Origin of the sequence: Pseudomonas tremae (assembly GCF_001401155.1) — a bacterium.
In the GTDB taxonomy this organism is placed as follows: Bacteria; Pseudomonadota; Gammaproteobacteria; order Pseudomonadales; family Pseudomonadaceae; genus Aquipseudomonas; species Aquipseudomonas tremae.
Genome location: NZ_LJRO01000160.1, coordinates 44,393 through 65,189 on the forward strand (window position 1 = coordinate 44,393; position 20,797 = coordinate 65,189).

At 59.5% G+C, this 20,797-nt stretch carries 23 protein-coding genes and 1 pseudogene; 14 read left to right on the top strand and 10 right to left on the bottom strand.

Features of this window, described 5'->3' with window-relative positions:
- Positions 1–57: 57 nt before the first annotated feature.
- Positions 58–1,098: a threonine aldolase family protein gene (locus ALO43_RS11950; RefSeq protein ID WP_024690426.1), complete on the bottom strand. Its 1,041-nt coding sequence runs from the start codon at positions 1,096–1,098 to the stop codon at positions 58–60.
- A 99-nt stretch (positions 1,099–1,197) separates the two neighbouring features.
- On the opposite strand from ALO43_RS11950, the gene ALO43_RS11955 reads away from it, so the two are divergent.
- On the top strand, positions 1,198–1,944 hold the full coding sequence (locus tag ALO43_RS11955) for a TraX family protein (RefSeq protein WP_024690427.1): 747 nt from the start codon (positions 1,198–1,200) through the stop codon (positions 1,942–1,944).
- Positions 1,945–2,071: 127 nt separating this feature from the next.
- On the opposite strand, the gene ALO43_RS11960 is transcribed toward ALO43_RS11955, so the two are convergent.
- Positions 2,072–3,268, bottom strand: a complete 1,197-nt coding sequence (locus ALO43_RS11960) for a class I SAM-dependent rRNA methyltransferase (RefSeq protein ID WP_005896336.1) — start codon at positions 3,266–3,268, stop codon at positions 2,072–2,074.
- A 106-nt stretch (positions 3,269–3,374) separates the two neighbouring features.
- Positions 3,375–3,914, bottom strand: a complete 540-nt coding sequence (locus ALO43_RS11965) for a type 1 glutamine amidotransferase domain-containing protein (RefSeq protein WP_005896337.1) — start codon at positions 3,912–3,914, stop codon at positions 3,375–3,377.
- A gap of 185 nt (positions 3,915–4,099) precedes the next feature.
- On the opposite strand from ALO43_RS11965, the gene ALO43_RS11970 reads away from it, so the two are divergent.
- The 3 genes from ALO43_RS11970 (at position 4,100) to ALO43_RS11980 (ending at position 6,258) form a co-directional block, all read left to right on the top strand.
- Positions 4,100–4,966 (top strand): HDOD domain-containing protein, encoded by an 867-nt coding sequence (locus ALO43_RS11970; protein ID WP_005896338.1) that lies wholly within the window; start codon positions 4,100–4,102, stop codon positions 4,964–4,966.
- A 45-nt stretch (positions 4,967–5,011) separates the two neighbouring features.
- A complete protein-coding gene (gene mutM / locus ALO43_RS11975) occupies positions 5,012–5,824 on the top strand; it encodes a bifunctional DNA-formamidopyrimidine glycosylase/DNA-(apurinic or apyrimidinic site) lyase (RefSeq protein WP_005896340.1) in 813 nt (270 codons plus the stop codon).
- Between the two features lie 95 nt (positions 5,825–5,919).
- Positions 5,920–6,258, top strand: coding sequence for a hypothetical protein (locus ALO43_RS11980; RefSeq protein WP_024670546.1), 339 nt, complete (start codon positions 5,920–5,922; stop codon positions 6,256–6,258).
- Positions 6,259–6,266: 8 nt separating this feature from the next.
- Here the strand turns inward: ALO43_RS11980 and ALO43_RS11985 are convergent, their stop codons facing one another.
- Positions 6,267–6,518: a YfhL family 4Fe-4S dicluster ferredoxin gene (locus ALO43_RS11985; RefSeq protein ID WP_002555640.1), complete on the bottom strand. Its 252-nt coding sequence runs from the start codon at positions 6,516–6,518 to the stop codon at positions 6,267–6,269.
- 97 nt (positions 6,519–6,615) lie between these two features.
- Complete coding sequence (gene coaD / locus ALO43_RS11990) at positions 6,616–7,095, bottom strand: pantetheine-phosphate adenylyltransferase (RefSeq protein ID WP_005896345.1); 480 nt, start codon at positions 7,093–7,095, stop codon at positions 6,616–6,618.
- A 332-nt stretch (positions 7,096–7,427) separates the two neighbouring features.
- Here coaD and ALO43_RS11995 point away from each other — a divergent pair, with 332 nt between their 5' ends.
- Positions 7,428–8,090: a TetR/AcrR family transcriptional regulator gene (locus tag ALO43_RS11995; protein WP_005896347.1), complete on the top strand. Its 663-nt coding sequence runs from the start codon at positions 7,428–7,430 to the stop codon at positions 8,088–8,090.
- Between the two features lie 55 nt (positions 8,091–8,145).
- On the top strand, positions 8,146–9,003 hold the full coding sequence (locus ALO43_RS12000) for a sulfurtransferase (RefSeq protein ID WP_005896349.1): 858 nt from the start codon (positions 8,146–8,148) through the stop codon (positions 9,001–9,003).
- Between the two features lie 7 nt (positions 9,004–9,010).
- Here the strand turns inward: ALO43_RS12000 and ALO43_RS12005 are convergent, their stop codons facing one another.
- From ALO43_RS12005 to ALO43_RS12020, 4 genes are all read right to left on the bottom strand, one after another.
- The gene (locus tag ALO43_RS12005; RefSeq protein ID WP_054997554.1) at positions 9,011–10,060 is read right to left on the bottom strand and encodes a hydrolase; all 1,050 of its coding nucleotides are present in this window, start codon (positions 10,058–10,060) and stop codon (positions 9,011–9,013) included.
- Between the two features lie 174 nt (positions 10,061–10,234).
- Complete coding sequence (gene rsmD, locus ALO43_RS12010) at positions 10,235–10,825, bottom strand: 16S rRNA (guanine(966)-N(2))-methyltransferase RsmD (RefSeq protein WP_005896352.1); 591 nt, start codon at positions 10,823–10,825, stop codon at positions 10,235–10,237.
- Positions 10,825–12,327: a M16 family metallopeptidase gene (locus ALO43_RS12015; RefSeq protein WP_024690432.1), complete on the bottom strand. Its 1,503-nt coding sequence runs from the start codon at positions 12,325–12,327 to the stop codon at positions 10,825–10,827. Before ALO43_RS12015 ends, rsmD begins: the two co-directional genes overlap by 1 nt.
- Positions 12,324–13,676 carry a M16 family metallopeptidase gene (locus ALO43_RS12020; protein ID WP_024690433.1) on the bottom strand — a complete coding sequence of 451 codons (1,353 nt, stop codon included), beginning with the start codon at positions 13,674–13,676 and terminating at the stop codon, positions 12,324–12,326. The genes ALO43_RS12015 and ALO43_RS12020 overlap by 4 nt, the downstream gene beginning before the upstream one ends.
- Positions 13,677–13,932: 256 nt before the next feature.
- Between ALO43_RS12020 and ftsY the strand changes: the two genes are divergently transcribed.
- The 4 genes from ftsY to rpoH all read left to right on the top strand — a co-directional run bounded on the left by ftsY (position 13,933) and on the right by rpoH (position 18,149).
- Positions 13,933–15,477: a signal recognition particle-docking protein FtsY gene (ftsY, locus tag ALO43_RS12025; RefSeq protein ID WP_005896359.1), complete on the top strand. Its 1,545-nt coding sequence runs from the start codon at positions 13,933–13,935 to the stop codon at positions 15,475–15,477.
- A complete protein-coding gene (gene ftsE, locus ALO43_RS12030; protein ID WP_003411930.1) occupies positions 15,474–16,145 on the top strand; it encodes a cell division ATP-binding protein FtsE in 672 nt (223 codons plus the stop codon). The genes ftsY and ftsE overlap by 4 nt, the downstream gene beginning before the upstream one ends.
- On the top strand, positions 16,142–17,176 hold the full coding sequence (ftsX, locus tag ALO43_RS12035; protein ID WP_005896364.1) for a permease-like cell division protein FtsX: 1,035 nt from the start codon (positions 16,142–16,144) through the stop codon (positions 17,174–17,176). The genes ftsE and ftsX overlap by 4 nt, the downstream gene beginning before the upstream one ends.
- Positions 17,177–17,294: 118 nt before the next feature.
- On the top strand, positions 17,295–18,149 hold the full coding sequence (rpoH, locus tag ALO43_RS12040) for an RNA polymerase sigma factor RpoH (protein ID WP_003402233.1): 855 nt from the start codon (positions 17,295–17,297) through the stop codon (positions 18,147–18,149).
- 109 nt (positions 18,150–18,258) lie between these two features.
- On the opposite strand, the gene mtgA is transcribed toward rpoH, so the two are convergent.
- The gene (mtgA, locus tag ALO43_RS12045) at positions 18,259–18,969 is read right to left on the bottom strand and encodes a monofunctional biosynthetic peptidoglycan transglycosylase (protein ID WP_005896367.1); all 711 of its coding nucleotides are present in this window, start codon (positions 18,967–18,969) and stop codon (positions 18,259–18,261) included.
- 80 nt (positions 18,970–19,049) lie between these two features.
- Between mtgA and ALO43_RS12050 the strand changes: the two genes are divergently transcribed.
- The 4 genes and pseudogenes from ALO43_RS12050 to ALO43_RS12065 all read left to right on the top strand — a co-directional run.
- Positions 19,050–19,430 carry a DUF423 domain-containing protein gene (locus tag ALO43_RS12050; RefSeq protein ID WP_005896368.1) on the top strand — a complete coding sequence of 127 codons (381 nt, stop codon included), beginning with the start codon at positions 19,050–19,052 and terminating at the stop codon, positions 19,428–19,430.
- Between the two features lie 99 nt (positions 19,431–19,529).
- Entirely contained in the window at positions 19,530–19,730 is a 201-nt protein-coding gene (gene thiS, locus ALO43_RS12055) for a sulfur carrier protein ThiS (RefSeq protein ID WP_005896371.1), read from the top strand.
- Positions 19,731–19,781: 51 nt separating this feature from the next.
- Positions 19,782–20,576, top strand: a complete 795-nt coding sequence (locus tag ALO43_RS12060) for a thiazole synthase (protein ID WP_005896373.1) — start codon at positions 19,782–19,784, stop codon at positions 20,574–20,576.
- 10 nt (positions 20,577–20,586) lie between these two features.
- Positions 20,587–20,797 (top strand): annotated as a pseudogene (locus ALO43_RS12065) (tRNA (guanosine(46)-N7)-methyltransferase TrmB); the annotation flags it as partial.

Below are 20,797 nucleotides of genomic sequence, written 5' to 3' on the forward strand. Positions count from 1 at the left end.
AGAAGGAGATTACCCCGTAGATCGTCAGGCTGCACCTGCAAGCTTGAGATAGACGCTTCAGCCCTGCATCACCAGCCTGATATCGGCAGCCAGTTCACGCACGCGCTCTTCTTCGGTATCCCACGAACACATGAAGCGAGCGCCACCATTACCGATGAAGGTATAGAAACGCCAGCCCCTTGCTGTCAGGGCTGCAATCGCCGGCTCCGACAGTTGCAGAAACACGCCATTGGCCTGCACCGGAAACATCAGTTCCACACCCTGGATGTCCTTGACCAGTTCAGCCAGCAACTGTGCGCAACTGTTGGCGTGGCGCGCATGCTTGAGCCAGGCGTCGTTTTCCAGCAAGCCGACCCACGGCGCTGACAGGAAACGCATTTTCGACGCCAGTTGCCCGGCCTGCTTGCAGCGGTAATCAAAGTCTTCGGCCAGATCATGGTTGAAGAACAGGATGGCTTCGCCTACCGCCATGCCGTTTTTGGTGCCGCCAAAGCACAGCACATCGACGCCGGATTTCCAGGTCAGCTCGGCCGGCGATGCGTTCAGAAAGGCACAGGCATTGGAGAACCGTGCGCCGTCCATGTGCAGATGCAGGCCCAGCTCCTTGCAGGTCGCGCTGATCGCCTTGAGTTCTTCAATCTGATAGACACCCCCCACTTCAGTGGCTTGGGTCAAGGTCACGACCCGTGGCTTGGGGTAATGAATGTCCTGACGTTTGAGTGCCACTTCACGAATCGATTCGGGCGTCAGCTTGCCGCCAGCGCTACGAGCCGTCAGCAGTTTCGAGCCATTGGAGAAGAACTCCGGTGCGCCGCATTCATCGGTTTCGACGTGAGCCGTTTCCGAACAGATGACACTGTGGTAACTCTGGCACAACGAGGACAGCGCCAGAGAGTTGGCGGCCGTGCCGTTGAACGCAAAGAACACTTCGCAGTCGGTTTCGAACAAACGACGGAAATCATCCGACGCGCGCGCAGTCCATTGATCGTCCCCATAGGCGCGTTGGTGCCCTTTGTTCGCCTGTTCCATTGCCGCCCAGGCTTCGGGGCAGATACCGGAATAATTGTCGCTGGCGAACTGTTGGCTTTGGTCTGTCATGGCCGATTCCTTATGGGCGATTATGGTGCGCACTGTAGCGACAATAGTGAGTGCGGTCATGTGTTGACTGCTGGACCGACTTACCCGATCTGGAGTGATATGGATCTATCCAACCCGCCTTTTCTGCCAGGACGCAACAAGGCGCTGGACCTGCTCAAGTGGCTGGCGATGTTGAGCATGGTGCTCGATCATCTGCGCTATGTGGGTTGGTCAGTCGATTTTCTTTACGTGCCGGGGCGTTTCGCCTTTCCTTGGTTCTGTCTGGCAATCGCCGTGAATCTCTCAAGACGCAGCGCAGCCATTGTGGCGCCGCGTGTGCAATGGCGCTACCTGGGTTGGTTGCTGGCATTTGCGGCGTTATCCGAGATTCCGTATCGGCTGTTCATGGAGGATGCCACGGTATTGAACGTCATGCCGACGCTGCTACTGGGCTTGCTGATTGCTCAGGGTTGGCAGCATCGCAACCCGGCAACCCGAGTGATGGCCGTTGTCGCGCTGCTGCTCACAGCGATCTTTCAGAAATACCTGATGTTTGGCTTTGCCGGAGTGTTGCTGCCGCTGGTCTTTGTACTGGTGCTGGAAAGGCGCCTTTGGTACGCAGTGTTTCCGGCTGTTTTCTGCCTGGCAGGCAACGCCTGGCCACAGATGTTCGCGGGCGCGGGTTGGGGTGATCCGATTTCCGTAGGGTCTATCGTCGCGTGCATGTTGGCGCCTGTGCTGGGCATGGCATTGCTGCGGACAAAGCCTGAGTTTGCAGTGATCCCGATGCGGCGCTGGGCCTATGCGATTTATCCGCTGCATTTCTTGGTGTTGCTGGGGTTGCGGGGGGTGTTGGAGCGGGTTTGAGAATCGCAGCTATTGTGCGACGCAAAGCTGCCCTTCAGGCATCAGATACAACTATCGTGCGACGCTCTGCGTCACATGCCGTTCTGGACGCTCTGCGTCCTTGCGATGCAGAGCGTCCATTCGGGCGTTAGCTGTTCGGCAGTAGTCGGCAGGTGATGCTCTTGATGTAGCGCGTTTCGGCGATGGCGGGGTGGACCGGGTGGTCGGGGCCCTGGCCGCCGCGCTCGAGCAGCTGGATGTTGCGGTCCAGATGGCGAGCGCTGGTCAGAAGAATGTTCTGCAGGTCGTCTTCCGGCAGGTGCATCGAGCACGAGGCGCTGACCAGGATGCCGTCCTTGCTGAGCAGGCGCATGGCCTGTTCGTTCAGGCGACGGTAGGCGCCCTCGCCATTCTTCATGTCTTTCTTGCGTTTGATGAACGCAGGCGGGTCGGCAACGATGACGTCGAAACGCTCTTCACCGGCTTTCAGCTCTTTCAGAGCTTCGAACACATCGCCTTCGATGCAGGTCATTTTTTCTGCAAAACCGTTCAGGGCTGCGTTGCGCTCCACGCCGTCAAGGGCGAAGGACGATGCGTCGACACAGGTCACGTCGCTGGCGCCGAAGGCCGCGGCCTGAATACCCCAGCCGCCGATGTAGCTGTACAGGTCCAGCACACGCTTGCCTTTGACGTAAGGGGCGATGCGCGCACGGTTCATGCGATGGTCATAGAACCAGCCGGTCTTTTGCCCGGCCATGACCGGAGCTTCGAACTTCACGCCGTTTTCTTCCAGGGCAACCCATTCAGGGACCAGGCCGAACACAGTCTCGACATAGCGATTCAGGCCTTCCGCGTCGCGCGCTGCCGAATCGTTCTTGAACAGGATGCCGCTTGGCTTGATGACCTGTACCAGCGCCGCGACGATGTCTTCCTTGTGGTTTTCCATCGTGGCCGAGGCCAGCTGAACCACCAGAACGTCACCGAAGCGATCAACCACCAGGCCCGGCAGCAGGTCGGAATCGCCGTAGACCAGACGATAAAAAGGCTTGTCGAACAGGCGTTCACGCAACGACAGCGCTACATTGATGCGATGCACGAGCAGCGACTTGTCGAGTGGCAGCTTGATGTCGCGCGATACCAGACGTGCGCAAATCAGGTTGTTGGGGCTCATGGCGACGATGCCCAGCGGCTTGCCGCCCGCTGCTTCGAGGATGGCCTGGTCACCGGCTGCAAAGCCATGCAGCGGCGTGACGGCTACATCGATCTCGTTGCTGTAGACCCACAGGTGACCGGCGCGCAGTCGGCGGTCGGCGTTGGCTTTGAGGCGCAAGCTAGGCAGGGACATGACGTCGCTCCTGAAAAAAGAGCGGGATTATAGCGCGTCATCCCGGTCATGCGCCGGGATGACGGCAATTAACTGACCCAGCTGGTCAGTTGATCAGCTTGAGTGATCAGGCAGACAGCGCTTCAATCAGTTTGCTGTTGAAGGCCGGGATGTCGTCTGGCTGGCGGCTGCTGATCAACGTGCCGTCGACGACCACTTCCTGATCAACCCATTTTGCACCGGCATTGACCAGGTCATCTTTCAGCGTCTCGAAGCTGGTCAGGGTTTTACCTTTGACCAGGCCTGCCGATATCAATAACCAGCCGCCGTGGCAAATGACTGCAACAGGCTTGCCTGCGGCCTCGATGCCCTTGACGATCTTCTGTGCGTCGGTGTCTATGCGGATGGTGTCGGAGTTCTGGACTCCGCCCGGTAACACAACGCCATGATAATCGCTGGCGTTGGCTGCCTTGAACGTACGGTCGATCTTGAAATCATCGGCAGGTTTGTCGTGATTCCAGCCTTTGACCTGGCCTTCTTCAGCAGAAAGGATTTCAACGGTAGCGCCTGCTTGCTCCAGCGCTTCCTTTGGACCGGTCAGTTCGACCTGCTCGAAACCGTCGGTTACAAGAATTGCGATGCGTTTGCCAGTCAGTGCTTTAGACATGGGATCCTCCAGTGTCAGGCTTTTGGAATAGCGGCTGGCGGGCCGTTTTGGGGCCGTCATGCACGCCGTCAACACAAGGTCCGAAGCCTCGCGTTCGGCAAAGTTCCAAGAATATCTTCGATCTGGACGATGGACCGTTGCCTTGCAAGGGGGCAGAATCCAGTCATTACCGTGAGTAAATTGCTATGTCCGAAGAGCTGAGCCAAGAGCAGATCCAGCAAGCGTTGCAGGGCATCAGTGTGCCTCCGCAGCCGCAGATCATGGTGGATCTGCAGATGGAACAATACATGCCCGACCCGGACCTTGGAGCCATTGCGCGACTGATTGCGCAGGACCCTGGCTTGTCGGGTGCGTTGCTGAAGATCGTCAACTCGCCGCACTATGGCCTGTCCAACAAGATTGCCTCGATTGACAAGGCTGTGGTGCTGTTGGGCAGTCGTACGGTCATCAATCTGATCAATGCACAGTCGATCAGGGGCGAGATGACCGATGAAACCATCGTTGCGCTCAACCGCTTCTGGGACACAGCACAGGATGTCGCGATGACCAGCATGACGCTGGCCAAGCGCATAGGCTCGCAAACTGTGGATGAATCCTACGCGCTGGGTCTGTTTCACGATTGCGGGATTCCATTGATGCTCAAGCGGTTCCCCAACTACATGCCCGTGCTTGAAGACGCCTATGCCAGTGCAGGACCCGATTGCCGTATCGTCGACACAGAAAACAGCGTCTTCCATACCAATCATTCGGTCGTCGGTTACTACACGGCCAAATCATGGCGTTTGCCTGCGCACGTTACAGACGCGATCGCCAATCATCACAACGCATCAGCGATTTTTCAGGACGATACCAGTCGTAATGCCACGCTCAAGAACCTTCTGGCGCCACTGAAAATGGCTGAGCATATCTGCCAGTCCTATCAGGTATTGGGCAATCAGAACGAAGACCACGAATGGGAATGCGTTGGTCCTCTGGTGCTCGATTACGTGGGTCTGTCCGGATATGACTTTGAATACCTGAGGGAAAGCATCCGCGAGCTGGGCGCGCGCTGATCCTGCGCAGCGCCAGCTTGTCCTTTCTGCACGACCGAGTTATCCATGCCTGAATTACCCGAAGTCGAAACCACCCGCCGCGGCATTGCGCCGCATCTTGAAGGGCAGCGCGTCAGCCGTGTGATCGTACGCGACAGCCGTTTGCGCTGGCCCATCCCCGAAGATCTGGACGTCCGCCTGTCCGGGCAGCGCATCGTGCAGGTGGATCGGCGCGCCAAGTACCTGCTGATCCAGGCCGAAGTGGGTACGTTGATAAGTCACCTGGGCATGTCAGGCAACCTGCGTCTGGTCGAAGCCGGCCTTCCTGCGCTCAAGCACGAGCATGTCGATATCGAGCTGGAGTCCGGGCTGGCATTGCGCTACACAGACCCGCGTCGGTTCGGCGCCATGCTCTGGAGCCTTGATCCACATAACCACGAATTGCTGATTCGCCTCGGACCGGAGCCACTGACGGATCTGTTCGACGGCGAGCGCCTTTACGAGCGCTCGCGTGGCAAGTCGATCGCGGTCAAACCGTTTGTCATGGACAACGCGGTTGTGGTTGGGGTGGGGAATATCTATGCGACCGAAGCACTGTTCGCGGCGGGCATCGATCCGCGCCGCGAAGCCGGGGGTATCTCCCGGGCGCGGTATCTGAAGCTGGCGATAGAGATCAAGCGCATTCTGGCCTACGCCATCGAGCGTGGCGGCACGACGTTGCGCGACTTCATCGGCGGCGATGGCAAGCCAGGGTATTTTCAGCAGGAACTGTTTGTCTACGGGCGTGGCGGTCTGCCGTGCAAGGTCTGCGGCACATTGTTGCGCGAGATCAAGCTGGGTCAACGTGCCAGCGTCTACTGCCCGAAGTGTCAGCGCTGAAATAACCGTTGAGTGCCTGCGTGGCGCACTTGCTTAACACCCATCCGCGTTTATAGTGATGGCATCTTAATTTGCTACGCCTGAAGGACCACGCCATGAGCCCGTTTCGCATTCTCGCTGCCACGCTGGCGTTGTTCCTCGGCCTGCAGGTAACGCCTGCAATTGCTGCCGATGTCACCGAAGGCAGTGGCGATCCGGTCTACACCATTCAGAACCCGCCAGCCTTTGCGATGATCGGCGACCTGCTCATCGCACGACCGCTGCTGATCGCGGCCACTATCATCGGCGCCGGTCTGTTCGTGATTGCCTCGCCTTTCGCTGCGGCAGGCGGCAATCTCGGCGCTACCGGCAAGGCGTTAGTAGTAGACCCGGGCAAGGCTGCGTTTGTACGTTGCCTGGGTTGCACCGGCGACGGGTATGGCAAGCAGCAGTAAAGCCGGGGTCAGACTTTACTGGTGATGATCCGGTACTTGTCCATCAATTGCTCTTTGCTCTCGACATGATTTTCGTCGAGCGGGATGCAGTCTACCGGGCAGACCTGCTGGCATTGTGGCTCGTCGTAATGGCCCACGCATTCGGTACACAGGTTCGGATTGATCACGTAGATCTCTTCACCTTGTGAAATCGCCTCGTTCGGGCACTCAGGTTCGCAGACGTCGCAGTTAATGCAATCGTCAGTGATGATAAGGGACATGAATTGCTCCTGCCGCGGCCGACGCCGGGCACATGAAAACCAATGCGGCGAATTGTGCCGCATTAGGCTCCGGGATGCACCTTCACATGCAGCGCAGTCAGCGCTTGAAGCGTTCTGTCAGCGCTTCGGCGACAGCCGGGTGGACGAATTTGGTGATATCACCGCCCAACGCCGCGATTTCTCGCACTAACGTCGAGGAAATGAACGAGTAACGCTCTGAAGGCGTGAGGAACAGACTTTCGACGTCCGGCGCCAACTGGCGGTTCATGTTGGCCAGTTGAAACTCGTACTCGAAGTCCGATACGGCACGAAGGCCGCGCAGAAAGACGTTGGTGTTCTGTTCCTTGGCGAAATGCGCGAGCAGCGTGGAAAAACCGACGACCTCCACGTTGGGCAAGTGCTTGGTGACCTCTCGGGCCAGCTCGACGCGTTGCTCCAGCGGGAACAGCGGGTTTTTCTTCGGGCTGGCGGCAACCGCAATGACCACTTGGTCGAACAGGCGCGAGGCGCGCTCGACCAGATCTCCATGGCCCTTGGTAATCGGGTCGAAGGTGCCTGGGTACAACACTCGGTTCATCGCGTCGTCCTGGTCGGAGTCCGTTGTGGGACTCGGATGGTATCGCAGCCTTCCCGATGGGCCAAGCCGCTCGACAGGTCGCAAAGACTGTATTGCGCCGATTATCGGTCATCTTTTGCGCGAAATGCCCTGAATAGGGGGCTATTTTCGCCACGAGATTGATGCGGTCATCGTTCGAAAAGTTTGCCTGTCATGCGCAAAACCGTGCAGCTGACCTTACCGTTCTTCAGGCATCAACCGCGTTTCGATCGCAGGCCAGGTGTATCCCGCTGCGCAAACGCTTGCGTTAATATCGCCATTACCTCATCAGCAACCGAGAGGCCTGATCCAGCATGGCGGCCCGTACCAAAACCCGTGAGCGGATTGTGCAAACCAGCCTGGAGCTGTTCAACCAGCAAGGCGAACGCAGCGTTACCACCAACCATATCGCTGCGCACATGGGCATATCGCCCGGCAACCTCTATTACCACTTCGCCAACAAGCAGGTCATCATCGCTGAACTGTTCAGTGCTTATGAGCTGCTGATAGGCAGTTTCCTGACGCTGCCGGCCACCCGATCGCCGACGATCGAGGACAAACGCGATTACTTCCTGGCGATCATCGACGCCATGTGGCGCTACCGTTTTCTGCACCGCGATCTAGAGCACCTGCTGACGTCGGATGCAGAACTGGCCCGACGCTATCGGCGTTTCTCTTACCGCTGCCTGATGCAGGCAATGGACATCTATCGAGGGTTCATCAAGGCTGACATTCTGAAAATGGATGAATCGCAGATCGAATTTACCAGCCTCAATACCTGGATCGTTCTGACGTCATGGGTGCGTTTTCTGTGCACAAACCGCGAGAACTCCACGCAGGTGAGCGAATCAGCCATTCGACGTGGGGTCTATCAAGTGCTTATGCTTGAGTCAGGCTTTGTCGCCCCGCAGGCCCGTGAAGCATTTGACGCGTTGTGTGGGACGTTTCATTCGTCGCTGCCCGACGTTCTGGCATGAATGCCAGGCGCGGTGAGCGGCCCGGTCATCCGGTTTTTTGCCACAGGAGAGTGTCATGTCCATCGCGCAACTGATCAGTCCCGAACAACTGGCTGCACGCCAGGAAAAACCTGGTCTGGTGATTCTCGATTGTCGTTTTTCACTGGAAGATCCTGATTATGGTCAGCGCAGTTACGCTCAGGGTCATATTGAAGGCGCGTCCTTCGCCGATCTGAAGCGTGACCTCAGCGGACCGGCGATCAAGGGCAAGACAGGGCGTCATCCGTTACCGGAGCCAGCCGCCTTGTTGCACTGCATTCAAGCCTGGGGCATCCACCCGCACAGCGAGATCGTGCTGTATGACGATGGCCCCGGCATGTATGCCGCGCGAGCGTGGTGGCTGTTGGCCTGGATGGGTAAGCGCGAGGGCGTTTATCTGCTGGATGGCGGCTTGAAAGCCTGGCATTTAGCAGGCCTGCCGCTGAGTCTGGATGAACCGAATCATGAGCCGGGCAGTTTTCAGGGCGAGCCGGACATGTCGATGCTACTGAGCGGCAGTCGATTGCAAGGCCGTCTCGGGCGTCCGGAAATGACCCTGATCGATGCTCGTGCCGAAGCCCGTTTCCGCGGTGACATAGAGCCGCTCGACCCTGTCGCCGGCCATATTCCCGGCGCGCAGTGTTTGCCTTGCAGTGTCAATCTCGGCTCCGATGGACGTTTTCTGCCGCCTGAGCAGCTCAGGCAGAGGTTTGCTGAAACGCTGCAAGGCCGCCCTCCGGAAAACCTCGTGTCGTACTGCGGTTCAGGCGTGACGGCCTGCCTCAATCTGTTCGCATTGTGCCTGGCGGGGTATCCCCTCGGCACTCTGTATGCGGGCTCCTGGAGCGAATGGATCAACGATCCGACCCGAGAAGTCGCCACCGGCGCCGTTTGATCCGCACTCATTCGCTGCTGGCGTGGTGCTCATGGCCGCCGTTGCGCTCGTGAGCGGCGCACAGCCACAGCGGAATGCGGCGCTCGAGGTAATACTCTGGGTTGCGCAGCGAGCCTTCGACAAATCCGACATGCCCGCCTTTGGCGTGCAGTTCAAATTCAGTGCATGACGACAGTTCGCCTGGCTCGGGCAGGCTGTGCGGAAAGACAAACGGGTCATCGCTGGCCTGGATAATCAGCGTCGGGGTTTGAATCCGGCCCAAGTAATAGCGGCTGGAGGCGCTGCGGTAGTAGTCCGTGGCGTCGGCATAGCCGTGCAGCGGCGCGGTTACCCGGCCATCGAAATCCCAGAATGTGCGCATGTTCTCCAGCGAGCCCAAGGCTGCCAGCTCAGCAAGCCCCTCGGTCAGCCCTTCATGCTGAAAGCGCTGCTGCTTGTCGCGCACATAGGCAAGCATCGCGCGCATGAAGTGCCGTTGATAAACCCTGGAAAACCCTTGGCCGATGCGGTCAGCGCATTCATCCAGCCGAAAGGGCACAGACACGGCAACGGCGCCCAGCAACTTGCTTTCAGTGCCGGACTCGCCCAGGTATTTGAGCAATACATTACCGCCGAGCGAATACCCTGCGGCATAGAGCGGAGCCTGTGGACGCTTCACCTTCAAGTGCGCGATGACCTCGGCCAGATCCTCGCTGGCCCCCGAGTGATAACTGCGCGACAGCAGATTCGGCTCGCCCGAACAGCCACGCCAGTTCAGTGCCACGCTGGCCCAGCCGCGTGCGGCCATTGCCTTCTGCAGCCCTGCGACGTAAGGCGAATTGGACGAGCCGGTCAGACCGTGCAGAACCAGCACCAGCGGTGCATCGACTTCGTCCGGCCCATGCCAGTCCATGTCCAGAAAATCCCCGTCCTTCAGCCACAGCCGCTCACGCGTTCGCGCCAACAGCGTCGGCTTGCGCAACAGTGGTCCCCACAACGTCTGCAGGTGCGGATTGCCCATACCGACGGCGGGCACGAAAGTGTTTTCATGGGGCAGAAAGGTGAGGCGTGTAGGCACGGTCTTGCTCGACGATCGTTTCAAGGGCTGGTGCTGTACGGTGCCACTAAGTGGGCAAGGATGTAAGTGGCCTGACAGTGATCGGGGCATACACTTCACGACGTTCCGCGTTGCAAAGAGGACGCGGAACGTCGAGAACTGCATGCCAACGCCGAGCGATTGGCACGATGGATGTCAGCCCTGCCCGCGCTGCCACAGCGCGTAGTAGACCTGTCCGGCCTTCTTCTCGCGATGCAAGCGCCAGCTACCGGGCAAACCGGTGGTCGACGGCGGTGTTTCGCTTTCGGTGTAGATCAACGCGGTGTCGGCCAGCCAGCCTCGGGTTTCCAGCAGGTTGCAGGCCGAGGCGAGCAGGCCCTGGTGGAAAGGCGGGTCGAGGAAGATCACGTCGAACGGCGATGCCACTGAGGTTTCCAGATGACGCAGGGCGTCAGTCTGGGAAACCTGGCCGCTGGTGCAGTTCAAGGCATTCAGGTTCTGGCGCAGGCTGGCTATGGCGGCTGCGTTGCTGTCCAGCGCCAGGCCCATGCTAGCGCCACGGGACAGGGCCTCGAAGAATAGCGCGCCACTGCCAGTGAAGACGTCCAGCACCCTAGCGCCTGCGATGTACGGCGCGAGCCAGTTGAACAGGGTTTCGCGTACGCGATCCGGTGTCGGACGCAGGCCGGGCGCGTCGGGAAATGTCAGGCGACGGCTGCCCCATTCGCCCCCGATGATACGAAGCTGACCCAGGCCGTTATGGCCCTTCGGACGTGGATTGGCCATCAGTGTTCCGGTACCCCTACAGGTTGGCGGGCGGGTTTGTCGGTCGGTGCAGGCAACGGCTTCTGCTCGACAGTCGGGCCCACTGAGACGATGACCATCTTGTCGGCGCTCAAATGCTTGCTCATGGCAGCCTTGACCTGCTCGACCGTCACGCTCTGGGCTGCGGCCATGTAGTCTTCCAGATAGGTCAGCGGCAGATCATAGAAGCCGATAGCGCCTAATTGGCCGACGATTGCCGAATTGCTGGCGGCGGACAGCGGGAAGCTGCCGGTCAGTTCGCGCTTCACGTCGTCGAGTTCTTTCTGGGTCGGACCGTTTGCAAGGAAATCACGGACGATGTCCTGGACCAGCTTAAGCGTGTTTTCGCTCATTTCTGCGCGGGTCTGCAGGCTGATCATGAACGGCCCGGCAACCTGCATGGCGGTGAAGCCGGAAGTAACACCGTAGGTGAGGCCACGTTTCTCACGCACCTCGGTCATCAGCCGGCTGCCGAAACCGCCGCCCCCGAGTACCGAATTGCCGACCGTCAGAGCCGCGTAGTCCGGGTCATTACGGTCGATGCCCAGTTGCGCGAGCATCAGATGGGTCTGGTTGGAGGCAAACTCGATGTGTGTCGGGCCAGCCTTGGGCTCTACCGGGGCCGCGACTTTGGCCAGCGCCGGGCCTTTTGGCAGTGAGGCGGAAACCTGCGCAGCGATGGCTTGCGCCTCGTCCCGTGACAGGTCGCCGACCAGTGCAATTACCGCGTTGCCAGCAGCATAGCCCTTGGCATGAAAAGCCTTGAGCTGGGCCAGCGTAATGGCGTTGATGCTTTTGACATCGCCTTCGCTCGGATGAGCGTAGGGATGATCGCCGTACAGGCGCTTGAACAGTTCATTGTTGCCAAGAGCTGCCGGGCTCTGTTTCTGGCTTTCGAGGCTGTCGATCAACTGGTTCTTTATGCGCGCCAGCGAGTCGGCCGGGAAGGTCGGTTTGCCGACGACTTCACCGAACAGCTTCAAGGCCTTATCACGCTTGTCGACCGCGCTCAGGCTGCGCAGCGATGCTACGGCCATGTCGCGGTAAGAACCGTTGCCGAAATCAGCACCCAACCCTTCGAAGCCTTGGGCGATGGCGCTGACGTCCTTGCCCTTTACGCCCTCATTGAGCATGGCGTTGGTGAGCAGAGCGATACCAGGGGATTTCTGGTCCTGGCTACTGCCAGCAGCAAAGATCAGGCGCATGTCGAACATTGGCAGCTCGCGGGACTCGACGAACAGCACCTTGGCGCCCTCTGCCGTGTTCCAGGTCTGGATGTTCAGCGCGCGGCGGGCGGGTGCCTTGCCGTCCAGTTCTTTCAGGGTTTGCAGATTGCTGCCCAAGGCGGGCGTGGCCTGAGTTGTCGGGTTTGACTCGGCAGCTGCGGCGTTGTCGGCCAGCGCCGGCAGGGCTGCAAAAGCACCCAGCGAAGCGGCCAGGATCAGGCCGAGCAGCGCATGACGTGGAGCATGGCGCTTGGTCATTTGGCTTTCTCCTCAGGCAGAACGTGCGCAACGCTGAGGCGCTCACGGGTGAAATAGGTGTTGGCGGCTTTCTGAATGTCCTGTGGCGTTATGCTCTGCAGGGCTTCCAGCTCGTTGTCCATCAGCTTCCAGGACAGACCGACGGTTTCCAGCTCGCCGATCATGGTCGCCTGGCTGGTGATCGAGTCGCGCTCATAAACCACGCCGGCAATGACCTGAGCCCTCACGCGCTCCAGCTCTTCAGCCGACGGCGCCTTGGTTTTCAGGTCATCGAGCAAACGCCAGATACCAGCTTCTACATCGGCCAGCGTCTTCTTCTTTTGCGTGTTCGGTGTGGCACTGATCATGAACAGGCTGTCACCACGAGCAAAGGCGTCGTAACGCGAGGACGCGCCAGACACCAGTTCTTCGCCGCGCTCCAGGCGTGCCGGAATGCGGGCACTGTAGCCACCGTCCAGAAGGGCGGCGATAAGACGCAGCGCGTTGGCCGAACGTGGGTCTTCAGCGGTTGCCACGCTGGGTACGTTGAAACCGTAGATCAGGCTCGGCAATTGGGTTTTGACGTACAGGGTGATCTTGCGCTCACCGGGTTCGGCGAGTTCAAGCGGCTTTTTCGAGGGCGGAACGTCGCGGCGCGGGATCGGGCCGAAGAAACGCTCAGCCAGCGCCTTGACCTCATCTGGCTGCACGTCACCGACCACCACCAGGGTGGCATTGTTCGGTGTGTACCAGGACTCGTACCAGTGACGCAGTTCCTCGACCTTCATGCGCTCCAGGTCAGCCATCCAGCCGATGGTCGGCGTGTGGTAGCCACTGGCAGGGTAGGCCATTGCCTTGAAGCGCTCGAAGGCCTTGCCCATTGGTTTGTCATCGGTGCGCAGACGGCGCTCTTCCTTGATGACTTCGATCTCGCGGCTGAATTCGTCAGGCGGCAGCTTGAGCGTCGCCATGCGATCGGCTTCCAGCTCCAGCGCGACACTCAGGCGATCACGCGCCATCACCTGATAGTAAGCGGTGTAATCATCGCTGGTGAACGCGTTCTCTTCAGCCCCCAGATCGCGCAGGATCAGTGAGGATTCTCCCGGCCCGGTCTTGCTGCTGCCCTTGAACATCATGTGTTCCAGCGCATGGGACAGACCCGTCTGGCCCGGCGTCTCGTAGCTGGAGCCGACCTTGTACCAGATCTGGGAAACCACCACCGGGGCGCGGTGGTCTTCGCGCACAACAACTTTCAGGCCGTTGTCGAGGGTGAATTCGTGGGTCGGTTGCGGATCGGCAGCCAATGCTGTCAGAGGCAGACAAATTGTGCTGAGCAGCAGGCCTGCGGCGCGGCGGGCTAAAGCATTCATTCGTTGTTTGAACCTGTAGGACGGGCCGCGTGAACTTAGCGTCAGCGGGCACGGGGGTGTTAGGATACTGATCCGTTTGCTTCAGAGACAGCCTTCACTGGCCGATTGCGAGTGAAACCTGTTTGAAACGCAGGTAAAGGTAGCTGTTCAAGCGGGCGATGAGTGAACAAGAAGTCCTAAACGCAGTCTGTTTTGCATGTCAGAATTTTTCCGGGCCGCCCTCTGGCGTCCCGCAACCTTGAGATAGCCGTCCTCCATGTTTGGTTCCAACGACGACAAGAAGACCCCAGCTGCGGCTGGCGAGAAGAAAGGCCTGTTCGGATGGCTGCGCAAGAAGCCGCAGCAAGTCGAGCCAACGCCACCAGAATCAACCCCGACCCAACCCGATCCGATACCCGATCAGGCTGTCGTGACGCCGCCCCAGGTTCAGCCTCTTGCTGCCCCGCAAGCCGCGCCCGAAACAGCCACGCCCGAGCTTCAGCCTGAAGCCGCCGTGCCTGTGTCGCCACAAGTTCCCGTCCAGCCTGGCGCGCCGTCGCCGCAGCCCTGGCTGACGTTGCCGGTGACCGAAGAGCCGGTAGCCTTGAGCGACGAGCTTGAGCCGCACATTACGCCGCTGATTCCCGAGCATAGCCACGCGCATGCAGAACCAGAGCCTGTGGTGCCCAAGCCCTCGCTGCCTGAGCCGTCTGCAGAGCCGGTTACCGACCTTATGCCGCGCAGTGCTCCCGAGCCACTTTTTAATGCCCCCGCGCATGAGCCCGCGCCACAATCGGTGGTAGTGCTGACTCCGCCGCCTGCTCAGCCTCCTGTGTCTGTTCAGAACGCAGCGCCTGTTCCCGCACCCGCGCAAGAATCTGAAGCCGGCAAGGTCGGTTTCTTTGCTCGTCTCAAGCAAGGCCTGTCGAAAACCAGCGCCAGCATTGGCGAGGGCATGGCCAGCCTGTTCCTGGGCAAGAAGGCGATTGACGATGATCTGCTTGAAGAGATCGAGACCCGGTTGTTGACGGCCGATGTCGGTGTCGAGGCCACTTCGGTCATCATCAAGAGCCTGACCCAGAAAGTCGCTCGCAAGCAGTTGACCGACGCGCAGGCGTTGTACACCTCGTTACAGGGTGAGCTAGCTGCGATGCTCAAGCCGGTCGAGCAACCGCTGGTGATCAAGTCGGAGCACAAGCCGTTCGTGATCCTGGTTGTAGGCGTCAATGGCGCCGGCAAGACCACGACCATCGGCAAGCTGGCCAAGAAGCTGCAGCTGGAAGGCAAGAAGGTCATGCTGGCAGCGGGTGATACGTTCCGCGCCGCCGCCGTCGAGCAATTGCAGGTCTGGGGCGAGCGCAATCACATACCGGTCATTGCCCAGCACACGGGTGCAGACTCTGCCTCGGTCATCTTCGATGCCGTGCAGGCTGCCAAGGCACGCGGTATCGATGTGCTGATCGCCGATACGGCGGGCCGGCTGCATACCAAGGACAACCTGATGGAGGAGTTGAAGAAGGTGCGCCGGGTAATCGGCAAACTGGATGCCGACGCTCCGCACGAAGTCCTTCTGGTCCTCGATGCGGGTACCGGGCAGAACGCCATCAATCAGGCCAAGCAATTCAACCAGACCGTCACGCTGACCGGGCTGGCACTCACTAAACTGGATGGTACCGCCAAGGGCGGCGTCATTTTTGCGTTGGCCAAGCAGTTCGGGCTGCCTATCCGGTATATCGGCGTAGGTGAGGGCATCGATGATTTGCGTACCTTCGAAGCCGAACCCTTTGTTCAGGCTCTGTTTGCGGAGCGGGAGCGTTCATGATTCGATTCGAGCAGGTCGGTAAGCGCTACCCGAATGGACACGTCGGGTTGCATGAGCTGAGCTTTCGAGTACGTCGCGGCGAGTTTCTGTTTGTCACCGGTCATTCCGGTGCCGGCAAAAGCACGTTGCTGCGCCTGTTGCTGGCCATGGAGCGTCCTACAACCGGCAAACTGATGCTGGCTGGTCAGGACCTTGGGCAAATCAGCAACGCGCAGATTCCTTTTTTGCGTCGGCAGATCGGCGTAGTGTTTCAGAATCACCAGTTGCTGTTTGATCGCACGGTGTTCAACAACATTGCGTTGCCCCTGCAGATCCTCGGTCTTTCCAAGCCGGAGATTGCCAAGCGGGTCGATTCGGCGCTTGATCGCGTGGCGCTTTCCGACAAGGCCGAGCTGTATCCGGGGGATCTTTCCACCGGTCAGCAGCAGCGCGTCGGTATTGCCCGTGCCATCGTCCATCGTCCGGCCCTGTTGCTGGCGGATGAGCCGACCGGCAACCTCGATCCACGCCTGGCTGCGGAAATCATGGGTGTATTCGAAGATATCAACCGATTGGGGACCAGCGTGCTGATCGCCAGTCACGATCTGGCGTTGATCGCTCGCATGCGTCATCGCATGCTGACGCTGCAGCGCGGTCGTCTTATCGGTGACGGGGAGGCTGGAGTATGAGTGCCACACGTAGCCCCAAGGTCTCGGAACGCGTTGCGCCCAAAGCCGCTGATCCGTTACCGCCGAAACAAAAAAAGCAACGCCACGATCACGATGACGACGGCCCGGATTTCAGCGCATTGCTGTCTGCCTGGCTGGAAAGCCATCGGTCTAGCCTGGTCGACAGCCTGCGTCGTCTGGCCAAGCAACCGATCGGCAGCTTCTTTACCTGCCTGGTCATGGCCATTGCCCTGAGCCTGCCGATGGGCTTGTCGTTGCTGCTGAGCAATGTCGAGCGCCTGGGAGGTTCGTGGCAGCGAGCGGCGCAGATTTCCATCTACCTGAAGCTGGACGCCAGCACTGATGATGGCACGCGCATGCGCGACGAGATCAAGGCCATGCCTGGCGTGGCTGATGCCGAGTACATCAGCAGCGAGCAGGCGCTGGGCGAGTTCAAGCAACAGTCCGGTCTGGGTGAGGCGCTGAAGGAATTGCCGGATAACCCGCTGCCGGGCGTGGTGCTGGTCACTCCGGATGAAGTGGACAAGCCTGCGCTGGAAGCCTTGCGCACCCGGCTTGCCGAACTGCCGAAGGTAGAGCAGGCCCAGCTGGACCTGGTCTGGGTCGAGAGGCTGGCAGCGATCCTCAAATTGGGTGATCGGTTTGTTTTTGGCTTGACGGTTCTGCTGGTCTCGGCTTTGCTGTTGGTTATCGGCAACACAATACGTTTACACATCGAAAATCGTCGCACCGAAATCGAAGTGATCAAGCTGGTGGGTGGCACCGACAGTTATGTGCGCAGACCCTTCCTTTATATGGGCGCGCTGTACGGTTTCGGGGCGGGTATCCTGTCCTGGGGCGTTCTGGCCTACGGCTTGAACTGGCTGAACGGTGCGGTTGTAGGGCTGGCCGGGCTGTACGGAAGCGACTTTGCGTTGGCTGGCGTGCCGATGGGTGATGGTCTTTCGCTCTTGCTTGGAGCAATTCTGTTAGGGTATATCGGTGCCTGGATTGCGGTCGCTCGTCACTTGCGTGAGTTGGCGCCCCGGTAGAGGCAAATTTTCGTTCACCCGATTGGCTTCTGAAAATCAAGGAACTTGGTTAGCGGTTCCGGGTCAATCTGGCTAGTGCTTGAACTGCACATCATATGTGCGCTGGAGGTTTTTTCGTATGACCACTTCTTTGCAACCTGCTTATGCTTTAGTCCCGGGTGCGAACCTTGAGGCCTATGTGCAGACGGTCAACAGCATCCCCTTGCTGACGCCCGAGCGGGAGCGTGAACTGGCTGAGAGTCTCTACTATGAGCAGGATCTGGACGCGGCCCGACAGATGGTCCTCGCCCACCTGCGCTTTGTCGTGCACATCGCTCGCAGTTATTCGGGTTACGGTCTGGCACAAGCTGACCTGATCCAGGAAGGCAATGTCGGCCTGATGAAGGCCGTGAAGCGTTTCAACCCTGAAATGGGCGTACGTCTGGTGTCCTTTGCCGTTCACTGGATCAAGGCCGAAATTCACGAGTTCATCCTGCGCAACTGGCGCATCGTCAAGGTCGCCACGACCAAGGCGCAACGCAAGCTGTTCTTCAATCTGCGCAGCCAGAAGAAGCGTCTGGCGTGGCTGAATAACGACGAAGTGCATCGCGTCGCGGAAAGCCTGGGTGTCGAACCGCGTGAAGTTCGCGAAATGGAAAGCCGCCTGACGGGTCACGATATGGCCTTTGACCCTGCCGCCGAAGCCGACGACGACAGCGCTTTTCAGTCGCCAGCCAACTATCTGGAAGACCACCGGTATGATCCGGCGCGTCAGCTGGAAGACTCTGACTGGACCGATAATTCCACCGCTAACCTGCATCAGGCGCTGGACGTGCTCGACGAGCGCAGCCGCGACATCCTCTACCAGCGTTGGCTGGCAGAAGAAAAAGCCACGCTGCACGACCTGGCGCAGAAGTACAACGTCTCTGCCGAGCGTATTCGTCAGCTGGAAAAAAGCGCGATGAACAAGCTGAAGACGTCGATAGCTGCCTAAGGCCATCTTGCAACGAAAAACGCCCCGATCTGATCGGGGCGTTTTTGTTTTTGTGGTGTCAGCGACAACTATCGTACTGATGCTCCAGCGTGGAGCGCGCGTTCAGCCATCACCACCGACGGCTGCTGTTCAAGCCCTGCAAGTACTCATCCCCACCCAGCTGACGCATTTGCTGACGAATCCAGCCGGCGCGGCGTGAAACGTAGCCGCTCGGGTGGCTCGCGCTCCACTGGCGCGGGTTAGGCAGAACGGCGGCGAGGTAGCTGGCCTGCTGGATGGAGAGGGCGCTGGCATTGGTGTGGAAATGGTGCTGTGCGGCAGCCTGTGCGCCGAATACCCCTTCGTCCCATTCGGCACTGTTCAGGTACACCTCAAGGATGCGCTCCTTGGGCCACATCAGTTCGATCAGCATGGTGAACCAGGCTTCAAGACCTTTGCGCAGGTAACTGCGGCCAGACCACAAGAACAGATTCTTCGACACCTGCTGGCTGAGCGTACTTGCGCCCCGGATCGAGCCGCCCAGCTCGTTGTGCTGGATCGCGGCCTGAATGGCATCGACGTCAAACCCCCAGTGCTCGGCGAACTTCTGGTCTTCGCCGGCAATGACGGCGATTTTAAGGTTGTCGGAGATTTTGTCCCACGGTTCCCAGTCACGTTGCAGGTCGATGGGCTCGCCATCAAACCACGACTCGACCTTGCGCTCGACCATCAGCGCGGTGCCTGGCGGGGGTATCCAGCGCAGGACCAGAACCACAAGAAAGCTGCCCGCAGCGAAACACAGCAGGGCTTTGACGACGCGACGAAGGATAATTTGCAGCATAGAGATGGCTTGGCCGAACCCGTTGAGCGGGCCATTATACAGACCGTGCGCCTTTCGACGATTTTTCACTGGAGTTCCTGATGCTTCGTAGCTTTTTAATGTTGGCCGCATTCTTCGGTTTTACCGGCGTGGCGCTGGGCGCGTTTGCGGCTCATGGCCTGAAAGAGCGCCTGAGTGCCGAATACCTGGCGGTGTTTCACACCGGTGTGCTGTATCAACTGGTCCACGCGCTGGCCTTGCTCGGCGTAGCGGTATTGGCGACGCAGGTCCCCGGTCGCCTTGTCACCTGGGCCGGGGTTTCGTTCGCAGTGGGTATTCTGCTGTTCTCCGGCAGCTTGTATGCACTGACCCTGACCGGCATCGGCAAGCTCGGCATCATCACGCCGTTCGGCGGCCTGGCGTTTCTGTTTGGCTGGTCGATGCTCGGGCTGGCGGCCTGGCGCCTCGGGTCCCCACCATGATCGGCAGGCTGCGCTTGAGACGAATGGCGTGGCTTTGCCTTGGTCATACCGGTTGATCGGGCTAGAATGCTCGCCCCCTAAAATGATGGCTGCTGTCGCATGCACATTCAGTTGAACGGTGAACCCTTTGAATTGCCCGATGGCGAGACCGTCGCGGCGCTATTGACCCGCCTGGATCTGGCCGGACGCCGGGTTGCGGTGGAACTGAACCTCGACATCGTGCCGCGTAGCCAGCATGACGCCACGGTCTTGCGCGAAGGCGATCAGGTCGAAGTGGTTCATGCCATCGGCGGTGGCTAGTTCGCACTCGCACTGCACCGACCCCAATCTGCACTTCATAGAGGATTCCCGATGAGCAATGTTCGCAGCGACAAGCCTTTCGTCCTGGCCGGTCGGACTTTCGAGTCGCGCCTGCTGGTGGGCACCGGCAAATACATCGATATGGAGCAGACCCGGCTGGCCATCGAAGCCTCGGGTGCCGAGATCGTCACCGTTGCAGTGCGCCGCACCAACCTGGGCCAGAACCCGGGCGAGCCGAATCTGCTCGATGTTCTGCCGCCTGATCGCTATACCATTCTGCCGAACACCGCTGGCTGCTTCGATGCTGTCGAGGCCGTGCGCACCTGTCGCCTGTCTCGCGAGCTGCTCGACGGTCGTAATCTGGTCAAGCTGGAAGTGCTGGCAGACCAGAAAACCCTGTTCCCGAACGTGATCGAAACGCTCAAGGCCGCTGAAATACTGGTCAAGGACGGTTTCGACGTCATGGTTTACACCAGTGACGACCCGATCATCGCTCGCCAGCTGGCTGAAATCGGCTGTATCGCAATTATGCCGCTGGCGGGTCTGATCGGCAGTGGTCTGGGGATCTGTAACCCGTACAACCTGCAGATCATCCTTGAAGAAACCAAAGTGCCGGTGCTGGTCGATGCCGGTGTCGGAACTGCGTCCGACGCCACCATCGCGATGGAGCTGGGTTGCGAGGCGGTACTGATGAATTCGGCCATCGCCCACGCTCAGCAGCCGGTCATGATGGCCGAAGCCATGAAGCACGCTGTAATTGCCGGTCGTCTGGCCTACCTCGCCGGGCGCATGCCACGAAAACTCTATGCCAGCGCGTCTTCGCCGCTGGATGGCCTGATCAAGTAAGAGCCCGTTGATGACTGATACACACGTTCCGCACCCCGAGTCGCCTGTTACCGAAGAAGGCGAAGAGCGCCCGCACCGCCGCATCAAGAGTTTCGTGATGCGTGCCGGACGCATGACCGAAGGCCAGCAGCGCGGTCTGGATCAGGGGCGCCCGCTGTTCGGCCTGTCGTTGACTGACACGCCGGTGGATTTCGATCAGGTGTTTGGTCGTTCGGCGCCGC